The sequence below is a fragment of the Aquabacterium sp. genome (assembly GCF_049274795.1).
GTDB lineage: Bacteria > Pseudomonadota > Gammaproteobacteria > Burkholderiales > Burkholderiaceae_C > Aquabacterium.
Genome location: NZ_JBASTH010000038.1, coordinates 131,153 through 146,681, shown reverse-complemented (window position 1 = coordinate 146,681; position 15,529 = coordinate 131,153). Strand labels below are relative to the sequence as shown.

The following is a 15,529-nucleotide window of genomic DNA, read 5'->3' as shown; positions in this document are numbered from 1 at the left end:
AATGCTGATCAGTGGCGCGAACGGCGCACCAGGGCACCCACGTCCAGGATCAGGGCGACGCGGCCGTCACCCATGATCGTCGCACCCGAGACGTCATTGACCTTGCGGTAGTTCGATTCGAGGTTCTTGACCACGACCTGCTGCTGGCCGAGCAGTTCATCGACCAGCATGGCCACGCGGCCACTTTCAGCCTCGACGACCACCATGATCCCGCTGTTGTGCTCCCAGTCGAAGCGCGGCACCTGGAAGACCTTCTCCAACTCAACCACGGGCATGTACTCGTCGCGCACTTCCACCACGCGGCCCGAGCCGCCGATGGTCTTGACCATGTCGGCATTGACCTGGAAGCTCTCGACCACGGACGACAGCGGCAGGATGTAGACCTCTTCGCCCACGCCCACGCTCATGCCATCCATGATGGCCAGCGTCAGCGGCAGGCGCACCGAGACGCGCATGCCGTAGCCTTCGGCGGAGTCGATCTCGACCGTGCCGCCCAGCGAAGCGATGTTGCGCTTGACCACGTCCATGCCCACGCCGCGGCCGGACACGTCGGTCACTTCCTCGGCGGTGGAGAAGCCCGGTGCGAAGATCAGGTTCCAGACCTCCGAGTCGGTCATCGTGTCGGGCGCGTCGATGCCCTTCTCGCGAGCCTTCTTGATCAGCTTCTCGCGGTTCAGGCCGCGGCCATCGTCGCGCACCTCGATCACGATGGAGCCGCCCTGGTGGGAGGCCGCCAGCGTGATCGTGCCGACTTCGGACTTGCCCTTGGCCAGGCGGTCGGCGGGCATCTCGATGCCGTGGTCGCAGCTGTTGCGCACCAGGTGGGTCAGCGGGTCGGTGATCTTCTCGACCAGGCCCTTGTCCAGCTCAGTGGCTTCACCCTGGGTGACCAGCTCGACCTTCTTGCCCAGCTTGTTGGCCAGGTCGCGCAGCATGCGCGGGAAGCGGCTGAACACCGTCGACATCGGAATCATCCGGATCGACATCACGGCCTCTTGCAGGTCGCGGGTGTTGCGGTCCAGGTCGGTCAGGCCGCTGGTCAGCTGCTGGTAGACCACGGGATCCAGCGAGCGGCTGTTCTGGGCCAGCATGGCCTGGGTGATGACCAGTTCGCCCACCAGGTTGATGAGCTGATCGACCTTCTCGACCGACACGCGGATGGTGGAGGCTTCCAGCGCGGCTTGGGGCTTTTCGGCCTTGGCTGCGGGCTGCTTGGGGGCCGCGGGCTTGGCCGAAGCGGCCGGCTCGGCACCGCTGGGCTGGACGGCTGCAGCCGTCTGGGCCGGCGCGCCCGGCGCGTTGTCGAAGAAGCCATAGCCAGGGGACTCCACGGGCGGGCCCGGGCGGTCCTCATCCGCCTCGTAGAAGCCGTAGCCAGGATCCGCCGCGACCTGGGGTGCAGAGCCCAGCGCCACGAACTTCACCTGCTCGCGGGCCACATGGAAGGTGAACAGGTCCAGCAGATCGGACTCGGCCGAGGCGGTGCTCACGGTGAAGCGTCGCACGCCGGCCAGGGCGGGGTCATCGGGCAAGGGCTCGATGGTGCCCAGATCGGTGATTTCCTTGAACAAGTCGATCAGGTTGTCGGCCTGGGCCGGGTTGCTCAGCGGGCCGACCTGCAACTCCACCGTGCGCTGGCCGGTGGTGGGTGCGGCAGCGGCAGCAGCGGGTGCGGCAGCCACGGGTGCGGCCACCGGTGCAGGCTCGGCCTTGACGGGCGCGGCGGCCACGGCAGGCGCTGCGGGCGGCGGAGTCTCGCCGGCCACAAAGGCGCGGATGTTGCTCAGCAGCTCGGTCGTGTCGATCACATCGCTGTGCAGGCCCTGGTGGCGGCCCAGCATGGCCTTGAGCGCATCGCCCGAGGCCAGCAGCACATCCACCATGGAGTTGTTGGGCGCCAGTTCATGGCGGCGCAGCTTGTCCAGCAGCGTCTCCATCTGGTGCGTCAGCTCGGCCACGTCGGCGAAACCGAAGGTGGCGGCGCCGCCCTTGATCGAGTGGGCGCAACGGAAGATCGCGTTGAGCTCTTCGTCGTCCGCCTCGGTCAGGTCCAGCTCCAGCAGCAGTTGCTCCATCTGCTCCAGGTTCTCACCGGCCTCCTCGAAGAAGACCTGGTAGAACTGGCTCAGATCGATGCCTGCATCCATCTGTCCGCTGTCCGTGCTCATCTCTGCCATGACTGGCTCCTGCTGCTAAACCTGGGAAAAACTCGTTACTGCTCGGCTTGAAAGGGGCCCCCGGGGCCTCTTGCGCTCAGATCACCTTCTTGATCACCTCGATCAGCTTGTTCGGATCGAAGGGCTTGACCAGCCAGCCCGTGGCGCCGGCAGCGCGGCCGGCCTGCTTCATCTGATCGCTGGACTCGGTGGTCAGCATCAGGATCGGCGTGGTCTTGAACTGGGGCGTCTCACGCAGCTTCTTGGTCAGGCTGATGCCATCCATGCGGGGCATGTTCTGGTCGGTCAGCACCAGGTCGAAGCTGCGGCCCTGGGCCTTCTCGTAGGCATCCTGCCCATCCACGGCTTCCACCACGTTGTAGCCAGCGCTCTTGAGGGTGAATGTCACCATCTGGCGCATGGAAGCCGAATCGTCGACGGCAAGAATCGAATGCATGGTTCTCTCCGGTGCTTTATAGGTGAGAGGCGAAGATCTGTTGGTATGGCTGGCCGGGGGGCGATTTGCGACTTTTTCGGCCAAAAACCGCCAGGCTTTAGAACAATTCCACGGAACCGGCGTCCATTTCGTCCTGGGTCACCGGGTTGGGTTTGAGGGGCTCCATCTCCACGATGGCCTCGCCATCGGGGTCATCGCCCATGGCATCGCGGGCAATCTGGTCGGCGCAGTTGCGCAGGCGCTTGCTGGTGTGGTGGATGAGCTGGGTGGCCATGTCCTGGAACTGCAGCGCGGTCACGGCCTTGTAAAGGGTCTGCAGGGCGGTCTGCATGGAGGTGATGTCCCCCTGCCCGCCGTCGATGGCCTGTCCAAGTTGGTGCGCGGTGCCATGAAACCCTTCCTGCAGCACGCCATAGGCGTCGTCGAGCAGCCTTTGCAGGCGTTCCAGGTCGTTCGTGGCCATCATCAAGTGATCCTGCAACTCGGCAGCGACGAACAAGGGGATCTCGCGTACGACCAGCGAATCTGGGGTTTCTTGGTGAGTCTGCATGGCGGCTCCAAGACCCAGACGTCTTATGGGATACACACCTGTGTAATCCCCTGGTCCGGATCAACGCACATGATGTGCATGGTTGTTAGAATTTTTCATCTTGTAGCGCGTCAAGTCGTGCCGATGACGCGGTAAAACTTGGCGCAAATCCGGAGATTGAGAGCCCTTAAGTGGATGACGCCCAATCCGATGCCCTGACCCCTCGCCGACTTCGTGTCCTTCACATCGAGGACAACGAGGCCGACCATGCCCTGGTTGCCGCCCACCTTCGCCGTGGCGGCATCGACGCGGACATCGAACGCATCGAGACCGAAGCGGCCCTGACCGAGGCGCTCGAGGCCGACTGGGACCTCATCCTCTCCGACTACAACCTGCCGGGCTATTCGGGCCTGGCGGCGCTGGACAAGGTGCGCGCCACCGGCAAGCTCGTGCCCTTCATCCTGGTGTCCGGCGAGATCGGCGAGGACATCGCCGTGCAGGCCATGCGCAACGGCGCCAACGACTACCTGCTCAAGAGCAACCTGGCCCGCCTGGCCCCGGCGGCCGTGCTGGCCATCGAGGCCAACCGCACCCGCATCGCCAAGCAGAAGGCCGATCTGGCCCTGACCCAATCGCGCGAGCAGTTGCGCGAACTCGCACAGCACCTTCAAACCAGCATTGAACAGGAACGAGCAGCCATCGCACGCGAAATCCATGACGATGTCGGGGGTGCGTTAACCGCTGTCAAGCTGGACCTGGCCTGGATCGTCCGGCATGCTGATGGCACGCCGGTGGCCGACCGGGCCCTGCAGGCCATGGAAGCCGTGAACATGGCCCACGAGGCCAGCCAGCGCATCATGCACAACCTGCGCCCGGCCATCCTGGAGCAAGGGTTGATCGCCGCCCTGCAGTGGATGACCGACCGCTTCGGCAAGCGCACCGGTGTGGACACCACCTTCCGCACCAGCCACGAGACCCTGAACCTGCCCAACGCCGTGCCGCTGGTGGCCTACCGCTTCGCGCAGGAGGCTCTGACCAACATCTCCAAGCACGCGCATGCCGATTGCGTCACGGTCGACCTGACCCAGGCGGGCGGCGTGCTGTCGCTGGAGGTCTCCGACAATGGCCGGGGCCTGAGCCAGGACGATCTGGCCAAGGCCCGCTCCTTCGGCATCCGCGGCCTGCGCGAGCGCGCCGAGACCGTGGGCGGCTGGGTCGACATCAGCAGCAGCCCGCAGGGCACCACCCTGATCCTGTCCGTGCCTTTGTCCGGCCCCGAAAACGGTTTCATCGATCTGTTCGGCTCCGAACTGATCCCCATGCCGGCCGCCTCCGACCTGGACCCTGACGACCCCACCATCTGGGGGCAACCATGATCAAAGTCATTCTTTGCGACGACCATGCCCTGATCCGCCGCGGCATCCGCGACACCCTGGCCGATGCCAGCGACATCGAGGTCGTGGGCGAAGCGGGGGATTACGGCGAGTTGCGCACCCTGCTGCGCGAGCGCTCCTGCGACGTGCTGGTGCTGGACATCAACCTGCCCGGCCGCAGCGGCCTGGACGTGCTGCACGTGCTCAAGGAAGAAGGCACGCCGCTCAAGGTGCTGGTGGTGTCCATGTTCCCGGAGGATCAGTACGCGATGCGGGCGCTCAAAGCCGGCGCCAGCGGCTACCTGAACAAGGGCGGCGATGCGGCCCAGATCGTGGCAGCGGTGCGCACAGTGTCGCAGGGCAAGAAGTACGTGACGCCCGAGATGGCGCAGATGCTGGTGGACAACCTGACCACGCCAGCGCCGGAAGATGCCCACCAGAAACTCTCTGACCGGGAACTGCAGACGCTGGTGATGATCGCCTCGGGCAAGCGGCTGTCTGATATTGCCGAGCAATTGCTGCTCAGCCCCAAGACCGTGAGCGTGTACCGCGCCCGGGTCCTGGAGAAACTGGGGCTGACCAACAACTCCGAGCTGACGGTCTACGCCATCAGGAACGGCCTGGTCTGACCAGTCTGTTCCGGCATGAAAAAGGGCCCGAAGGCCCGTTTTTACGTTGCGGGAATATCACTCTTCCAGCAGCGAACGCAGCATCCAGGCAGCCTTTTCGTGCACATCCAGGCGCTGGGTCAGCAGATCGGCGGTAGGCTCGTCGGAAGCCTTGTCCACCAGCGGGAACAGCGAACGCGCCGTGCGCGCCACGGCCTCGTGACCGGCCACCAGCGTGCGGATCATCTCCTTGGCCTTGGGCGGCTCGCTGGGCGCATCGGGCAAGGTGCTGAGCTTGCGGAAATCACCGAAGGAGCCACTGGCGCACACGCCCAACGCGCGGATGCGCTCGGCGATCGGGTCCACCGCGTTCCACAGTTCGGTGTACTGGTCCATGAACATCACGTGCAGCGTGTTGAACATCGGACCCGTCACGTTCCAGTGGAAGTTGTGCGTGGTCAGGTAGAGCGTGAAGGTGTCGGCCAACAGGCCATTGAGGCCCTTGGCGATGGCCGCGCGGTCCGGGCCTGAGATGCCGATGTCGATCGAGGCAACAGCCTTGGTGGCCTTGGCAGCCGTCTTGGCGGCAGGTTTCTTGTCGGATTTCGCCATGGTGCGATGACTCCTGGATCCTAGGGGTTGGCTTGAGCCTTCATCGTAGCGCCTTTGCAGGCGCCACCGATGCAAGGTAGATCAATACCGTACCGAAGAAGCTGGTCGGCATCACCCATTCGGCAGAGGCCGCTGCCGATGTCGCCATCAATCCGTCGGGGTCAGCTTGGCCACGCTCAGCATCAGCCACTTGGTGCCATGCCGCCCGAAGTTGACCTGCACGCGCGCATCGGGCCCCTGCCCTTCCAGCGTCAGAATCACACCCTCGCCGAACTTGTTGTGGAACACGCCCTGGCCCACTTTGAAGCCGTTCTCGGTCTTGGCCTGGGCCATGGCATTGGGCAAGGGCGCAGTCAGGTCCTTGAAGTTGTCTTCGCCACGGGCCTTGCCGCCATAGGGTGCGCCGCTGGTGGAACCACCACCACGCCAGGGCTGCGCCCCCGCGCCCACCATCGAGCCCAGGCCGCGTCCGCTGGCCCAGGCCTCCTGGTACTGGCGCGCATAGCCCGAGCCGAAGCCCTGGTTGCGCGGCGTCAGCCACTTCAGCGCCTCTTCCGGCAACTCGTCCAGGAAGCGGCTCTTGAGGTTGTAGCGTGTCTGGCCGTGCAGCATGCGCGTCTGGCAGAAGCTGATGTGCAGCTTCTTGCGCGCCCGCGTGATGGCCACGTACATCAGGCGACGCTCTTCTTCCAGGCTGTCGCCGTCTTTCGAGTTCTCGTGCGGGAACAGGCCCTCTTCCAGGCCGGTGATGAACACGTTGTCGAACTCCAGGCCCTTGGCTGCATGCACCGTCATCAGCTGCACGGCGTCCTGGCCGGCCTGGGCCTGGTTGTCGCCCGCCTCCAGCGCCGCGTGCGTCAGGAAGGCCACCAGCGGCGAGATGATCTCGCCCGTCTCGGCATCGGGCAAGGTGTCCACGCGGGCCACGGCGGCGGGCAGGCCCTGAGCGATGGTGCCCACAGGCTCGTCCACCGGCATGGCCACGGCGTCCTTGCCGAAGCCCTCCTGCGTCACGAAGGCCTCGGCGGCGTTGACCAGTTCGGCCAGGTTCTCCAGGCGCTCCTGGCCTTCCTTTTCGGTGCGGTAGAAATCAGCCAGGCCCGAGGCCTCCACCACGTGCTCGATGATGTGGCGCAGGGTCAGGCCACGTGTGGCCTCGCGCATGCCGTCCACCTTGGCCACAAAGGCCTGCAGGTTGGCGCCGGCCTTGCCCGGCACGGCCGTCACGCTCTGGGCCAGGCTGCGGCCGCTGGTGCGGGCCGTGTCCTGCAGCACTTCGACCGTGCGCGCGCCGATGCCACGCGCCGGGAAGTTCACCACGCGCAGGAAGCTGGTGTCGTCGTTCGGGTTCTCGATCAGGCGCAGGTAGGCCAGCGCGTGCTTCACCTCGGCGCGCTCGAAGAAGCGCAGGCCGCCGTACACCTTGTAGGGCACACCGGCGTTGAACAACGCCGATTCGATCACCCGCGATTGCGCATTGCTGCGGTAGAGCACGGCCACTTCCTTGTAGGCCTGGCCTTCGCGGTGCATCTGGCGGGCCTCGTCGACCAGCCACTGGGCTTCGGCGTAGTCGCTGCTGGCCTCGTACACGCGCAGCGGCTCACCCGCGCCCGCATCGGTGCGCAGCGTCTTGCCCAGGCGGCGGCTGTTGTGGGCGATCAGCGCGTTGGCCGAATCCAGGATGTGCCCGAAGCTGCGGTAATTCTGCTCCAGCTTGATCACGCCGGGCACCTTGTACTCGCGCTCGAAATCACCCATGTTGCTGACCTGCGCGCCACGGAAGGCGTAGATGCTCTGGTCGTCGTCGCCCACGGCCATCACGCTGGTGCCGGTTTCTTCGGGACGGCCGGAAAACATCTTCAGCCAGGCGTACTGCAGCTTGTTGGTGTCCTGGAACTCGTCGACCAGGATGTGGCGGAAGCGCCGCTGGTAATGCGCGCGCAGCTCGGCGTTGTCGCGCAGCAGCTCGTAGGTGCGCAGCATCAGCTCGGCGAAATCGACCACGCCTTCGCGGGTGCACTGGTCTTCATAGGCCTCGTAGACGCTGAGCTGCAGGCGGCCCAGTTCGTCGCGCGGTGCGATGTCCCGGGGGCGCAGGCCGTCTTCCTTGGCGTTGGCGATGAACCAGGTGGTCTGCTTGGGGATCACCTTTTCCTCGTCGTACTTCAGGCCCTTGATGACGCGCTTGACGGCGGAGAGCTGATCCTGCGTGTCCAGGATTTGGAAGGCTTGCGGCAGGCCCGCCAGCTTGTAGTGCGCCCGCAGGAAGCGGTTGCACAGGCCGTGGAAGGTGCCGATCCACATGCCGCGCGCGTTGATGGGCAGCATGGCCGACAGGCGGGTCAGCATTTCCTTGGCGGCCTTGTTGGTGAAGGTCACGGCCATGATGCCAGCCGGCGAGGCCTGCCCCGTCTGCAGCAGCCAGGCAATGCGGGTGGTCAGCACGCGCGTCTTGCCCGAGCCGGCGCCCGCCAGGATCAGCCAGGGGCCGGGCGGCGCCGTCACGGCGGCCAGCTGTTCAGGGTTGAGCCCTTTGAGCAAGGCGGAGGCAGGGGCGCCCAGGAGGTCAGGCGAGCGGTCATCGTCAGGGAAATTCATCCAAAAATTGTAGGCGCCCTGGCCGCCTGGGGTAAATTTCGCCACCGGACACAAATATTCACAGGCACTCAAGGGAGAGTTGTTCATGCCGCACCCCAGCCAGCCAGGCGCTCTGGGTGACGCTCAGGCGTCGCCCCTCATCACCGACAACCCAGGCCAGGCGCGTACCACCGAGCGCTATCCGGTCGAGTTCACCGGCTCGGGCAGCGAGTACTTCCGCATCTGGATCGTCAACCTGCTGCTCACCCTCGTCACCTTCGGGCTGTACTACCCCTGGGCCCGGGTACGCAAGTTCCGCTACTTCTACGGCAACACGCACGTGGCCGGCCACGCGCTGGATTTCCACGGCGATCCCAAGCGCATGCTGCGCGGCTTCCTGCTGGTGGGCGCGCTGTTCATCGCCTACAACATGGCGTCCAGCGTGTCTCCCACCGCGGGCGGCATCGCTGGCCTGATCTTCATGGCCGTGTGGCCGGCGCTGCTGCGTGCCTCGCTGCAGTTCCGGCTGTCCAACACCAGCTGGCGCGGGCTGCGCTTCCAGTTCACGGGCTCCATGAAGGGCGTCTACCTGGCCTTCGCCATTCCGGCGCTGATCCTGATCGCGGCCATTGCCGCAGGCATCGGGCTGGTCGTCACCCGCCACACCGCGGGCATCATCGGCGGCGCCGTCCTGATGACCCTGGCCTACGTGGCCGCAGGCCCCTACATCTTCTACCGCTTCAAGAAGTACCAGCACGACAACTACGTGTACGGCCAGGTGCACACGGAGTTCCGCGTCAGTTTTGGTGATGTGTTCAAGGTGTTCGCCAAGACGGCGGGCGTGACCATCGCCGTGGCGGTGCTGGGAAGCACGCTGGTGGCCGTCTTGCTGGCGGCAGGCATCGTAGAGGGAAGCCGGCCCGGCGCCTCCTGGATGGCCTCGCCACTGCTCGCACCGGTGGTGTTCGCCGTGATCGTGGCCATCTACGCGGTGCCCATCCCCTACTGGCAATCGCGCATGCAGAACCTGGTCTGGACACAGACCGGCAGCCGCGACCTGCGTTTCAAGAGCCACCTGGGCTTCGGCCCGCTGTTCAAGCAGACGCTGATCAACTGGACGCTGATGGTGCTCACGCTGGGGTTCTACTGGCCTTTTGCCGCCATCGCCATGGCCCGGTTGCGCCTGCAGGCCCTGACCGTGCACGCCCGGATCGATCTGGACACCCTGGTGTCGCGCCAGAAGGCGGCGCAGCACCGGGAAGGCGCGGGCGATGCGGCCGTGGACATGGCCGGCATCGACTTCGGCCTGTGAACCCTTGTTGGTGCGCCACTTGAGCAGGACATGGCCGACACACCCCTGATCGCCGATTACTTCGACGGCCAGCACGCGCAGGCCATCCCTGTCGCGTTGAGCGTGCATGGCGACATGCTGCAGCTCACTGGCACTGCGGTGAACAACCAGATTCCCTTGCGGGAGATCCACTGGCCCGAGCGCACCCGGCACGGCGCCCGCATCGCCCAGCTGCCGGATGGCGGGGCCCTGCATGCCCGCACGCCCGCCGAATGGGACCAATGGACCCGCCGCCACAACATCGGCGAAGGCTGGGTGGTGCAGGTGCAGCAGAGCTGGCGCCTGGTCGGTGTGGCCGTGGTCGTGCTGCTGGCCCTCTGTGCGGCCGGCTACCTGTGGGGGCTGCCGCTGGCCAGCCGCGGCGTGATGGCCGTGATGCCCCGCTCGGTCGATCAGCAGGTCGGCGAGATCGCCATGCGCTCGGTGGAAGAAACCTGGCTACACCCCAGCAAGCTGCCCAAGGCCGAGCAGGAGCGCCTGCGCGCGCTGTTCCTGCAGGCGCAGGCGCGATGGCAGTCCGCTCAGCCCCCCGGCACGCCGACCCTGCCCGTCAAGATCCACTTCCGCCATGCGCGCATCGGCCCCAACGCCTTTGCGCTGCCCGACGGCAGCCTGGTGTTCACCGATCAACTCGTCAAGCTCTTCAAGGGGCGCGACGAGGTGCTGGTGGGCGTGTTCGCCCACGAGCTGGGCCATGTCCAGCACCGACACTCCATGCGCCTGCTGGTGCAATCAGGCCTGTTGGGTGCGGCGGCCAGCGTGGCCTTCGGGGATTTCAGCCAGGTGCTGGCGGCCACGCCGGCCCTGCTGGGCCACATGGCCTACTCACGCGATTTCGAGCGCGAGGCGGATGACGCCTCCATCGAGCTGCTGCGGGCCAACAACATTCGCCCCTCCGTGATGGCCGGCCTGTTCGATGAACTGGCGGCGTACCGACGCCGCCCGCCCCCTGACGAGGATGGCAAGAAGGCCAAGGACAAGCCCCAGGATCCCCGGGAGACCTCGTCAGACACGGAAGACGAGAGCGACGACGAGGATGACTTCGGCATCGCCTTCAGCAGCCATCCGGCCGATGCCGAACGCATCGCGCGCTTCAAGGAGGCGGACCAGCGCTGAAGCACGCTGGCCCGCCGCAGGCTGTCATGGCAGCCTGAAATGGCCTGGATGGATCAGCGCGGCCCGCGCAGCGCCTGCACCCGTTGCCAGGTCTGCCACAGCCACAGGCCACGCTGCGCCAGCAGGTTCAGGCTACGTGGCCGCCAGAACATCAGCGCCAGCGCCGCGCCGCCCAACAGCATAGGGTGCGCACGCGCCCAGGTGCTGGCGACATGCAGCCGCTGCTGGACAGTGGCCACCGGTGACAGCGTCTGGGTGACCTGCTCCGCCAGGTTGTGGCGCAGCAGCGCGCTGTGCAGTTGCAGGTAGCGCTTCTTGAGCGCCAGTTGCTCATCGGTCAACATGATGGGCTCACTCCTGCGTTGGCGGTTTGGCCTGACCGGACACGCGCGCGGCCGCTTCGGCCAGGGCCTTGCGGTCACCGTCGAGTTCGGCGATGCTGGCCGACAGCAGGCCGCCCGAGCCGGTGAGCAATTTGCCCACCCGCTGCCAGGCCAGGCCGCCGATCACCAGGAACAGCACGGTGATCGACCCCAGCACCGCCACGCGGTCATCCCAGAACAGTACGGTGATGAACAAGGCCAGGAACACCAGGCTGAAGCAGGCCATCAGCACGGCCACCGCCCCCCAGCCCATCACGGCCAGCAGACGGCGCTTTTCCTCTTCCAGTTCGACAGCAGCGAGCTCCACCCGCGTCTGCACGATGGCGATCACCGTGGCCAGCAGGTTCTGGGCAGAGGCCCACAGGCCACCGGTCAAGGGCGGGGACGAGATCGGCGGAGGGGTCTCTCCCGCCACGGTCAGCGGCGCCCGATCAGCAGGCCGACCAGCAGGCCCACGCCGGCGGCGATGCCCACGGAGGACCAGGGGTTCTCGTGCACGTACTCGTCGGTGGCCTTGGCCGTGGCCTTGGCTTTTTCAACCACCGCATGCTGCACATGGATCAGGCCATCCTTGGCTTGGCTCAGGCTGGCCTGCACGCGGGCGCGCAGTTCGGCCACGCCTTCGCCGGCCTGGCCAGCGGTGGCCTGCAGCAGGGCCTCGGCATCGGACACGACCAATTTCAGATCAGCCATCAGCTTTTCGCGGTGTTCGGCGGTATCGCTCATCTCAAGCTCCTTTTTCTAGGGTAATAAAACGTTGGAAGTTGAAACCGGTGCTCAATGCAGCACCAGCAGGGGCACCTGGCTGTGCGACAGCACGCTCTTGGTCAGGGACCCGTTGATCAATGCATCGAGCCCATGCCGGCCGTGCGTGGCCATCACGATCAGGTCGCACTTCTGGCGCTGGGCGATGTCCACGATGGCCTGCTGCACGTTGTCCGAGACCATGAACTGCCCGTCGAAGGGCACACCAGCAGCCACGGCGCGGTCTGCGAAGGCCTTGAGCACCTCGCGCGCATGGGCCTCGCAGCGCTCCTGGTGCTCCTTGGAGGTCTCGACGTAATAAGGCACGGCCATCTGCTCGACCACCAGCGGCGGCAGGGGCGGCTCGACCGTGAAGCCGGTGATCGAGGCGCCCAGCATCTTGGCCAGGCCGATGCTGTGCTCGATGCACTTGTCCGACAGATCGCCGCCATCCACCGGAACCAGGATGTGTTCGAACATGGGCTGTGTCTCCTTCTGAAGATCTTGCTGCGGCGCAGGGCCTCTTGATTGACGTTGCAAGCCCATCTTAGTGCCATGGGATCCCCCTGTGTAAAACCCACCTTGACAGCGCGGATGAACCTTTTGATTCCTTGAGGCATCGCAATCAGGTGGTAATGCGCCGAAGAGCGCCAGGAAGCGCCATCGCCGCCTAAAATCACGGGATCCCGCCCAGAACACCTTCGCGCACGGCCGCTGACCGTGACCGCGATCCCCAGCGCTGCCGCAGCGCCCGCCATTGAACATGACCGAACTCGCCAAATCCTTCGATCCCGCCCCCATTGAAGCCAAGTACGGCCCCCTGTGGGAGCAGCGCGGCCTGTACGAGCCCACGCTGGACGCGGCCAAGCCCTCCTTCAGCATCCAGCTGCCGCCGCCCAACGTCACGGGCACGCTGCACATGGGTCACGCCTTCAACCAGACCATCATGGACTCGTTGACGCGCTACCACCGCATGCGCGGCTTCAACACGCTGTGGGTGCCCGGCACCGACCACGCCGGCATCGCCACGCAGATCGTGGTGGAACGCCAGCTGCAGGACAAGGGCCAGAGCCGCCACGACCTGGGCCGCAAGAACTTCGTCGCCAAGATCTGGGAGTGGAAGGAAGAAAGCGGCTCGACCATCACCCGCCAGATGCGCCGCATGGGTGATTCGGTCAGTTGGGAGCACGAGTACTTCACGATGGACGAGAAGCTGTCCAACGTGGTCAACGACACCTTCGTCAAGCTGTACGAGCAGGGCCTGATCTACCGCGGCAAGCGCCTGGTCAGCTGGGATCCGATCCTCAAGTCAGCCGTGTCCGATCTGGAAGTCGAGAGCGAAGAAGAAGACGGCTCGCTGTGGCACATCCGCTACCCGGTGGATGGCAGCAGCGACACCCTGGTCGTGGCCACCACACGGCCCGAAACGATGCTGGGTGACACCGCCGTGATGGTGCACCCGGAAGATGATCGCTACAGCCACCTCATTGGCCAGCAGGTGCGTCTGCCCATCACCGGCCGCCTGGTGCCCGTGATCGCCGACGACTACGTCGACAAAGAGTTCGGCACCGGCGTCGTCAAGGTCACGCCCGCGCACGACACCAACGACTACCAGGTCGGCCTGCGCCACAGCCTGCCCATGATCACCATCTTCACGCTCGAAGCGAAGGTGGTGGATGACCTGGCCGACATCCCCGCCGATCTGCGTGGCCTGGACCGCTTCGTGGCCCGCAAGAAGATCGTCGCCCAGTTGGAGGCCGACGGCCTGCTGGTCGAGGTCAAGAAGCACAAGCTGATGGTGCCGCGCTGCGGCCGCACCGGCCAGGTGATCGAGCCCATGCTGACGGACCAGTGGTTCGTGGCCATGACCAAGCCAGGCCCCTCCGGCAAGAGCATCGCCCAGCAGGCCATCGACGTGGTCGAGTGCGGCGAGGTCAAGTTCGTGCCCGAGAACTGGGTCAACACCTACAACCAGTGGATGAAGAACATCCAGGACTGGTGCATCAGCCGCCAGCTCTGGTGGGGCCACCAGATCCCGGCCTGGTACGGCACGGGCGGCGAGCTGTTCGTGGCCACGTCCGAAGAAGAAGCCCGCGCCAAGGCCGCCGCCGCCGGCTACACGGGCGATCTGACCCGTGACGAAGACGTGCTGGACACCTGGTACTCATCGGCCCTGGTGCCCTTTTCCACGCTGGGCTGGCCTGAAAAGACCATCGAGCAGGACCTCTTCCTGCCCTCCAGCGTGCTGGTCACCGGCTACGACATCATCTTCTTCTGGGTCGCCCGGATGATCATGATGACCAAGCACTTCACCGGCAAGGTGCCCTTTAAGCACGTGTACATCCACGGCCTGGTGCGTGACGCGCAGGGCCAGAAGATGTCCAAGTCCGAAGGCAATGTGCTCGACCCGGTCGACCTGATCGACGGCATCGAGCTGGCCCCGCTGCTCGACAAGCGCACCACCGGCCTGCGCAAGCCCGAGACCGCGCCCAAGGTGCGCAAGAACACCGAGAAGGAGTTCCCGGAAGGCATCCCCGGCTACGGCGCGGATGCCCTGCGCTTCACCTTCGCGGCACTGGCCAGCCTGGGCCGCAGCATCAACTTCGACAGCAAGCGCTGCGAGGGCTACCGCAACTTCTGCAACAAGCTCTGGAACGCCACGCGCTTCGTGCTGATGAACTGCGAAGGCCAGGACTGTGGCCTGAAGGCGCACACCGCGGGCGTCTGCGCCACCGGCGAGTACCTGGCCTTCAGCCCGGCCGACAAGTGGATCGTCAGCGAGCTGCAGCGCGTCGAGGCAGCGGTTGAGCAAGGCTTCGGCGAGTTCCGCCTGGACAACGTGGCCAACGCCATCTACCAGTTCGTGTGGGACGAGTACTGCGACTGGTACCTGGAGATCGCCAAGGTGCAGATCCAGACCGGCTCCGAGGCCCAGCAGCGCGCCACCCGCCGCACCCTGATCCGCGTGCTGGAAACCGTGCTGCGCCTGCTGCACCCGATCACGCCCTTCATCACCGAAGAACTGTGGCAGACCGTGGCCCCGGTGGCTGGCCGCAAGGCCGCCGACGAGGAGGCCTTCCTGATGCTGGCCGACTACCCACGCCCCGATCTGGGCCGCATCTGCGAAGAATCCGACGCCTGGGTGGCCAAGCTTAAGGCCATGGTGGGCACCGTGCGCACGCTGCGTGGCGAGATGAACCTCTCGCCCGCCGAGCGCGTGCCGCTGCTGACCACGGGCGACGCCGCCTTCCTCACGCAGGCCGCGCCCATCCTCAAGGCCCTGGCCAAGCTGGGCGAGGTGCAGGTGCTCGACGAGGCCGCCTTCGCCGCCGCCACCACCGCTGCCCCCGTGGCCGTGCAGGGTGATGCACGCCTGGCCCTGCACGTCGAGATCGACGTCGAGGCCGAGAAAGAGCGCCTGGGCAAGGAGATCAAGCGCCTGGAAGGCGAGATCACCAAGGCGCAGGCCAAGCTGGGCAACGAAAGCTTCGTGGCCCGCGCCCCGGCCGCCGTGGTGGAGCAGGAAAAGCAGCGCATGGCCGACTTCAGCACCGCGCTCGAACGCGTGCGCTCGCAGTTCCAGCGCCTGGCGTGATCTTGGCATAACCTTGGTGTGAACCACA

At 65.7% G+C, this 15,529-nt stretch carries 14 protein-coding genes; 5 read left to right on the top strand and 9 right to left on the bottom strand.

The features are described from left to right. Positions 1–8: 8 nt before the first annotated feature. The 3 genes from WAQ08_RS06625 to WAQ08_RS06615 all read right to left on the bottom strand — a co-directional run bounded on the left by WAQ08_RS06625 (position 9) and on the right by WAQ08_RS06615 (position 3,163). On the bottom strand, positions 9–2,177 hold the full coding sequence (locus tag WAQ08_RS06625) for a chemotaxis protein CheA (protein WP_422190207.1): 2,169 nt from the start codon (positions 2,175–2,177) through the stop codon (positions 9–11). Positions 2,178–2,253: 76 nt separating this feature from the next. Beyond that, the gene (locus tag WAQ08_RS06620) at positions 2,254–2,613 is read right to left on the bottom strand and encodes a response regulator (protein ID WP_422190205.1); all 360 of its coding nucleotides are present in this window, start codon (positions 2,611–2,613) and stop codon (positions 2,254–2,256) included. Positions 2,614–2,710: 97 nt separating this feature from the next. Next, positions 2,711–3,163, bottom strand: coding sequence for a hypothetical protein (locus tag WAQ08_RS06615; protein ID WP_422190203.1), 453 nt, complete (start codon positions 3,161–3,163; stop codon positions 2,711–2,713). A gap of 170 nt (positions 3,164–3,333) precedes the next feature. Here WAQ08_RS06615 and WAQ08_RS06610 point away from each other — a divergent pair, with 170 nt between their 5' ends. Both WAQ08_RS06610 and WAQ08_RS06605 read left to right on the top strand, forming a co-directional pair. Further along, a complete protein-coding gene (locus WAQ08_RS06610; protein ID WP_422190201.1) occupies positions 3,334–4,518 on the top strand; it encodes a response regulator in 1,185 nt (394 codons plus the stop codon). Beyond that, positions 4,515–5,144, top strand: a complete 630-nt coding sequence (locus WAQ08_RS06605; protein WP_422190199.1) for a response regulator — start codon at positions 4,515–4,517, stop codon at positions 5,142–5,144. The genes WAQ08_RS06610 and WAQ08_RS06605 overlap by 4 nt, the downstream gene beginning before the upstream one ends. Positions 5,145–5,201: 57 nt before the next feature. On the opposite strand, the gene WAQ08_RS06600 is transcribed toward WAQ08_RS06605, so the two are convergent. Next, a complete protein-coding gene (locus WAQ08_RS06600; RefSeq protein ID WP_422190197.1) occupies positions 5,202–5,735 on the bottom strand; it encodes a Dps family protein in 534 nt (177 codons plus the stop codon). Positions 5,736–5,882: 147 nt separating this feature from the next. Next, positions 5,883–8,333, bottom strand: a complete 2,451-nt coding sequence (locus WAQ08_RS06595) for a UvrD-helicase domain-containing protein (RefSeq protein ID WP_422190195.1) — start codon at positions 8,331–8,333, stop codon at positions 5,883–5,885. An 85-nt stretch (positions 8,334–8,418) separates the two neighbouring features. Between WAQ08_RS06595 and WAQ08_RS06590 the strand changes: the two genes are divergently transcribed. Together WAQ08_RS06590 and WAQ08_RS06585 are read left to right on the top strand one after the other, a co-directional pair. Beyond that, the gene (locus WAQ08_RS06590) at positions 8,419–9,624 is read left to right on the top strand and encodes a YjgN family protein (protein WP_422190193.1); all 1,206 of its coding nucleotides are present in this window, start codon (positions 8,419–8,421) and stop codon (positions 9,622–9,624) included. Positions 9,625–9,654: 30 nt separating this feature from the next. Continuing rightward, positions 9,655–10,779, top strand: a complete 1,125-nt coding sequence (locus WAQ08_RS06585) for a M48 family metallopeptidase (RefSeq protein WP_422190191.1) — start codon at positions 9,655–9,657, stop codon at positions 10,777–10,779. A 53-nt stretch (positions 10,780–10,832) separates the two neighbouring features. Here the strand turns inward: WAQ08_RS06585 and WAQ08_RS06580 are convergent, their stop codons facing one another. The 4 genes from WAQ08_RS06580 to WAQ08_RS06565 are packed head-to-tail and all read right to left on the bottom strand — an operon-like array spanning position 10,833 to position 12,386. Further along, positions 10,833–11,123: a hypothetical protein gene (locus WAQ08_RS06580; protein ID WP_422190189.1), complete on the bottom strand. Its 291-nt coding sequence runs from the start codon at positions 11,121–11,123 to the stop codon at positions 10,833–10,835. A 7-nt stretch (positions 11,124–11,130) separates the two neighbouring features. Further along, entirely contained in the window at positions 11,131–11,577 is a 447-nt protein-coding gene (locus WAQ08_RS06575; protein WP_422190187.1) for a phage holin family protein, read from the bottom strand. A gap of 2 nt (positions 11,578–11,579) precedes the next feature. Continuing rightward, the gene (locus WAQ08_RS06570; protein WP_422190185.1) at positions 11,580–11,888 is read right to left on the bottom strand and encodes a DUF883 family protein; all 309 of its coding nucleotides are present in this window, start codon (positions 11,886–11,888) and stop codon (positions 11,580–11,582) included. A gap of 51 nt (positions 11,889–11,939) precedes the next feature. Continuing rightward, positions 11,940–12,386 carry a universal stress protein gene (locus tag WAQ08_RS06565; RefSeq protein WP_422190183.1) on the bottom strand — a complete coding sequence of 149 codons (447 nt, stop codon included), beginning with the start codon at positions 12,384–12,386 and terminating at the stop codon, positions 11,940–11,942. 283 nt (positions 12,387–12,669) lie between these two features. Here WAQ08_RS06565 and WAQ08_RS06560 point away from each other — a divergent pair, with 283 nt between their 5' ends. Beyond that, positions 12,670–15,501 carry a valine--tRNA ligase gene (locus WAQ08_RS06560; protein WP_422190181.1) on the top strand — a complete coding sequence of 944 codons (2,832 nt, stop codon included), beginning with the start codon at positions 12,670–12,672 and terminating at the stop codon, positions 15,499–15,501. The last annotated feature ends 28 nt before the right edge of the window (positions 15,502–15,529 follow it).

Coding starts and splice junctions, on each gene's coding strand:
- WAQ08_RS06625 (WP_422190207.1), bottom strand. CDS start 2,177: ATGGCAGAGATGAGCACGGACAGCGGACAGATGGATGCAGGCATCGAT.
- WAQ08_RS06620 (WP_422190205.1), bottom strand. CDS start 2,613: ATGCATTCGATTCTTGCCGTCGACGATTCGGCTTCCATGCGCCAGATG.
- WAQ08_RS06615 (WP_422190203.1), bottom strand. CDS start 3,163: ATGCAGACTCACCAAGAAACCCCAGATTCGCTGGTCGTACGCGAGATC.
- WAQ08_RS06605 (WP_422190199.1), top strand. CDS start 4,515: ATGATCAAAGTCATTCTTTGCGACGACCATGCCCTGATCCGCCGCGGC.
- WAQ08_RS06600 (WP_422190197.1), bottom strand. CDS start 5,735: ATGGCGAAATCCGACAAGAAACCTGCCGCCAAGACGGCTGCCAAGGCC.
- WAQ08_RS06595 (WP_422190195.1), bottom strand. CDS start 8,333: ATGAATTTCCCTGACGATGACCGCTCGCCTGACCTCCTGGGCGCCCCT.
- WAQ08_RS06590 (WP_422190193.1), top strand. CDS start 8,419: ATGCCGCACCCCAGCCAGCCAGGCGCTCTGGGTGACGCTCAGGCGTCG.
- WAQ08_RS06585 (WP_422190191.1), top strand. CDS start 9,655: ATGGCCGACACACCCCTGATCGCCGATTACTTCGACGGCCAGCACGCG.
- WAQ08_RS06580 (WP_422190189.1), bottom strand. CDS start 11,123: ATGTTGACCGATGAGCAACTGGCGCTCAAGAAGCGCTACCTGCAACTG.
- WAQ08_RS06570 (WP_422190185.1), bottom strand. CDS start 11,888: ATGAGCGATACCGCCGAACACCGCGAAAAGCTGATGGCTGATCTGAAA.
- WAQ08_RS06565 (WP_422190183.1), bottom strand. CDS start 12,386: ATGTTCGAACACATCCTGGTTCCGGTGGATGGCGGCGATCTGTCGGAC.
- WAQ08_RS06560 (WP_422190181.1), top strand. CDS start 12,670: ATGACCGAACTCGCCAAATCCTTCGATCCCGCCCCCATTGAAGCCAAG.